Annotated in this window: 5 protein-coding genes; 2 read left to right on the forward strand and 3 right to left on the reverse strand. The window is 72.2% G+C overall.

The features are described 5' to 3' along the window. Positions 1–1342, forward strand: a 1342-nt coding sequence (locus tag DEH69_RS06405; protein WP_113685902.1) for a nitrous oxide reductase family maturation protein NosD, incomplete at its 5' end; no start/stop codon positions are given. Between the two features lie 114 nt (positions 1343–1456). Then, positions 1457–2197, forward strand: coding sequence for an alpha/beta fold hydrolase (locus DEH69_RS06410; protein ID WP_113685903.1), 741 nt, complete (start codon positions 1457–1459; stop codon positions 2195–2197). 244 nt (positions 2198–2441) lie between these two features. Here the strand turns inward: DEH69_RS06410 and DEH69_RS33360 are convergent, their stop codons facing one another. Genes DEH69_RS33360 through DEH69_RS06425 form a run of 3 tightly spaced genes read right to left on the reverse strand, consistent with a single transcriptional unit; the run spans position 2442 to position 3120 of the window. Beyond that, complete coding sequence (locus DEH69_RS33360) at positions 2442–2714, reverse strand: hypothetical protein (protein WP_113685904.1); 273 nt, start codon at positions 2712–2714, stop codon at positions 2442–2444. Beyond that, entirely contained in the window at positions 2711–2842 is a 132-nt protein-coding gene (locus tag DEH69_RS32430) for a hypothetical protein (protein ID WP_258534484.1), read from the reverse strand. Before DEH69_RS32430 ends, DEH69_RS33360 begins: the two co-directional genes overlap by 4 nt. Beyond that, positions 2815–3120, reverse strand: coding sequence for a hypothetical protein (locus DEH69_RS06425; RefSeq protein ID WP_147255464.1), 306 nt, complete (start codon positions 3118–3120; stop codon positions 2815–2817). The genes DEH69_RS32430 and DEH69_RS06425 overlap by 28 nt, the downstream gene beginning before the upstream one ends. Between the last annotated feature and the right edge of the window lie 333 nt (positions 3121–3453).

The following is a 3453-nucleotide window of genomic DNA, read 5'->3' on the forward strand; positions in this document are numbered from 1 at the left end:
CTACGAGGGCGATGGCGAGGGCGACTGGAACAGCCTCACCGAGGTCGAGATCTGGGGCGACGGCGGTGGCGACGGTGACGGTGACGGCGACGGCGACGGCGGTGGCGCCGAACTCCCCTATGGCACCGACGGCAACGGCAACCCCAGGACCGACGACTGCACGGTCCGCGCCGACTCCGACCCGCAGGGCGCCGTCGACGACGCGTCGGACGGGGACATCGTCTGCGTCAGCCCTGGCGACCACTCCGGCACGACGCTGGTCGTCGACAAGCCGATCACCGTTCGCGCCAACGGCCCCGTCACCGTGCGAAACATCGTCGTCAGCGGCAGCGACGCGACCGTCGACGGCTTCACGGTGGTCGGCGACGCGCTGGACGACCCGTCGACGGGGATCAAGTTCTCCGGCAGCGGGCACACCATCACCGGGAACCTGGTCACCGGCAAGCGGATCCACTACGCCATCGCGTGCGACTACGACGACTGCGCCAGCGACGCGCTGATCTCCCGCAACACCGTGACCGGGACCAACAACTTCGGCGTCTACCTCTGGGGCGGCTCCGGCATCACCGTCGAGTGGAACAACATCTACGACCTGTGGTCCAACGACGGGAACGACGACGTCGACGGCATGCGCGTCTGGGGCGGCGGCCACACCATCCGCAACAACTACGTGCACGACCTCAACGCCAACAAGGGCGAGGGCGAGCCGCACGCCGACTGCCTCCAGACGTACCAGAACAGCGGCAGGACGGTGGAAGCCCATGACGTCACCGTGGAGAACAACTACTGCGTGCGCGTCTCGGGCCAGTGCCTGATCATGCAGAACGGGCACCGCCCCACCGCCGACGTCCGCGACTTCACCTACCGCGGCAACGTGTGTGAGTCGTTCGGCAGCCAGAACATCGAGCTTGGCAGCGTCCCCGGCGCCGTCATCGAGAACAACATCCTGCTCGGCGGGGCCGACGGCCATGTCCTGACGTTCCATGGCACGGTGGACGACCTGGAGACGACGGATGTCAGGCTGCGCAACAACATCCTTGTCAGCGCCGGGGGTTCCACCTACGCCGACGGCAGCAGGGACGCGCTGGCCGACGACACCGACAACGTCGAACCGCTCGATCCCTCGGTGGCCGACGACTGGCGCGAGTTCGAGGGCAATCCGGACGCGCCGGTGCGGGCGATCAACCCCGAGGACCTCACCCGGTTCCGCGCCGTGGCCCAGGAGGCCGACGTCGTCGACGAGGGCAGCACCCCCCACAGCCCCGGCTTCGTCCGGGACGTCGACGGCGCGCCACGCGTCAGGGGCGCGGCCATCGACATCGGCCCGTTCGAGCTCGCCTGACGCCGCCCCGTCGAGGGGCGCCCGGTGAGGCCGGTGAGGAAGGCGCCTCCCACGGGGCCTGCCACGAGCCGAACGTCACCGAGAGGTTCCTTTTGGCCCATTAGCGTCTTTTCCATGAGCACGCGGCACACGAAAACGTACGTTCTTGTCCATGGCGCCTGGCACAACGGGCGCGTCTGGGACCGGGTGGTCCCCCTGCTGAGACGGGCCGGGCACCGGGCGTTCGCCCCCTCGCTGACCGGCCACGGCGACAAGGAGCACCTGCTCGGCCCCGACGTGGGTCTCGACACCCATGTCGCCGACGTCGTCGCCGTCCTCGTCGAGGGGGACCTCACCGGGGTGACCCTGGTCGGGCACAGCTACGCCGGGATGGTCGTCTCCGCCGTGGCCGCCCAGGTCCCCGAGCGGATCGCGGGCCTCGTCTACGTCGACGCGATGGTCCCGGCCGACGGCGAGACCGTGCTCGACGTCATCCCCATGACCCAGCGGCTGATCGACGCGGCCGCCGCCTCCGGCGCGCCCTGGCGCATCCCGCCCATGCCCGAGGGACCCGAGCCCATGGGCCTGTTCGGGGTGACCGACCCGGCCGACGCGGCGTGGCTGCGCACGATGCTCTCGGACGAGTCGGTCCGCTGCTTTCAGCAGCCCGTCCGGCTGGACAACCCGGCCATGGACGCCATCCCCCGCACCCACATCCACTGCGTCGGCGGCGCGGCGCAGGGCGTCATGCGCCGCCCTGTTCCCCCGGTGCAGCCCAACGGTGCCCCTTCGCGGGTGCGGGAGCTGCGCAGCGGCCACGACTGCATGATCACCGTGCCGCGCGAGCTCACCGCGCTGCTGCTCGACGCCGACTGAACGGCTCCTCCGCGCGTGCCCGGCTGCTGGCCGCCTGTTTGAGGGTGAGCCGCGCGTCGGTGCGCGACTCCCGTAGGTGGCGCCCGAGTTGGCGCCTGGGCACGGTCGATCCCGGCATCGTTTCCCCCATGAAAACTCCTTCTCTCGTTCCGTGTCGTAGGGGTGGCCCTGGGGCGCCCGCAAGGGGATCGGGCGCCGCGCCGTGGGCGGGCCGCCCGGGACCAGCCGTCCCGGTCAGGGGGGTTCAGGGGTGGCCGCGCGGCCGTTCGGTCAGGTGCGGCGGGCGGTCGTGTTCGGTGTCGTCGGCGCGGGCCATGGCGTAGCGGCGGCGTACGCAGCGGGGGCAGGCGTAGGCGGGTGCGGTGGCGATCCCGTCGGGGCCCGCGATGGAGACGGGCCCGATCCAGACCACGGGCTGAACGGTCCCGGGGTCGCAGCCGAGCCAGCAGCGGCCGTTGACGGGCTGGTCGTTGCCTCGGTCGGGGTCGCGGAGGGAGAGGTCGATCGCGCCGTTCACCGCGCCTCCCGCGCGGCGTGGCTCGCTCGTCGGGCGGCCTTGCGCAGGTGTGCGACGGCGGCGCGGGCGGCGTCGTGGGCGGCGTGCAGCTCGTCCGCGCTCAGGGTGTGGTCCTGTGTGCGGGCCACGGCGGCCAGCAGCCGCCCGACCGGGGCGGCGAGCGCGGGGGATTCGATTCGCCCAACGGCGCGAGCGTGGCGACCAGTTCGCCCGGAACGATCTCCGGGTACGTCAGCCGCGTCCCGTCGTGGCGCAGCGGGTGGAAGGTGAACGGGATCAGCCGCTCGCGGATCAGGCAGCTCGCGCACGCGCGGTGCGTCCACCCGCCCCCCGACCCGGCATGGTGCACCGCCACCACGACCAGCGGCGGCACCGTCGTCCCGCACGAGGCGCACCGTTCCGTCACGACCCACCACCGGAACACACGTGCGTGGCCAGCGAAGGAACGCGGTCGTGACAGCCGAGGCACGGGTCGAGCGGCGTCGCGGGCGGGCAGTCCCGCCCCACGATCACCGTGATCGGCGCGTCGTCGTCCAACGGCGACGGAGCGGGCGGCAGATGTTCCGCGGCGGGACAGCCCTTAGGCACGGTGGCCTGCCCGGTCGGCTGCTGCGGGGGCGTGGGGCCGTACCCGTCTGGCCCACGGACCATGGCCCGCGCTGGCGCCTGCGATGATCCGGCGCCGCCTCCTGGGCTTGGGCGATGCGATGGCGGGCCTCGTTGGCGAGGCTGCCGCGCG

The organism is Streptomyces sp. PT12 (genome assembly GCF_003311645.1).
Classification (GTDB): Bacteria; Actinomycetota; Actinomycetes; order Streptomycetales; family Streptomycetaceae; genus Streptomyces.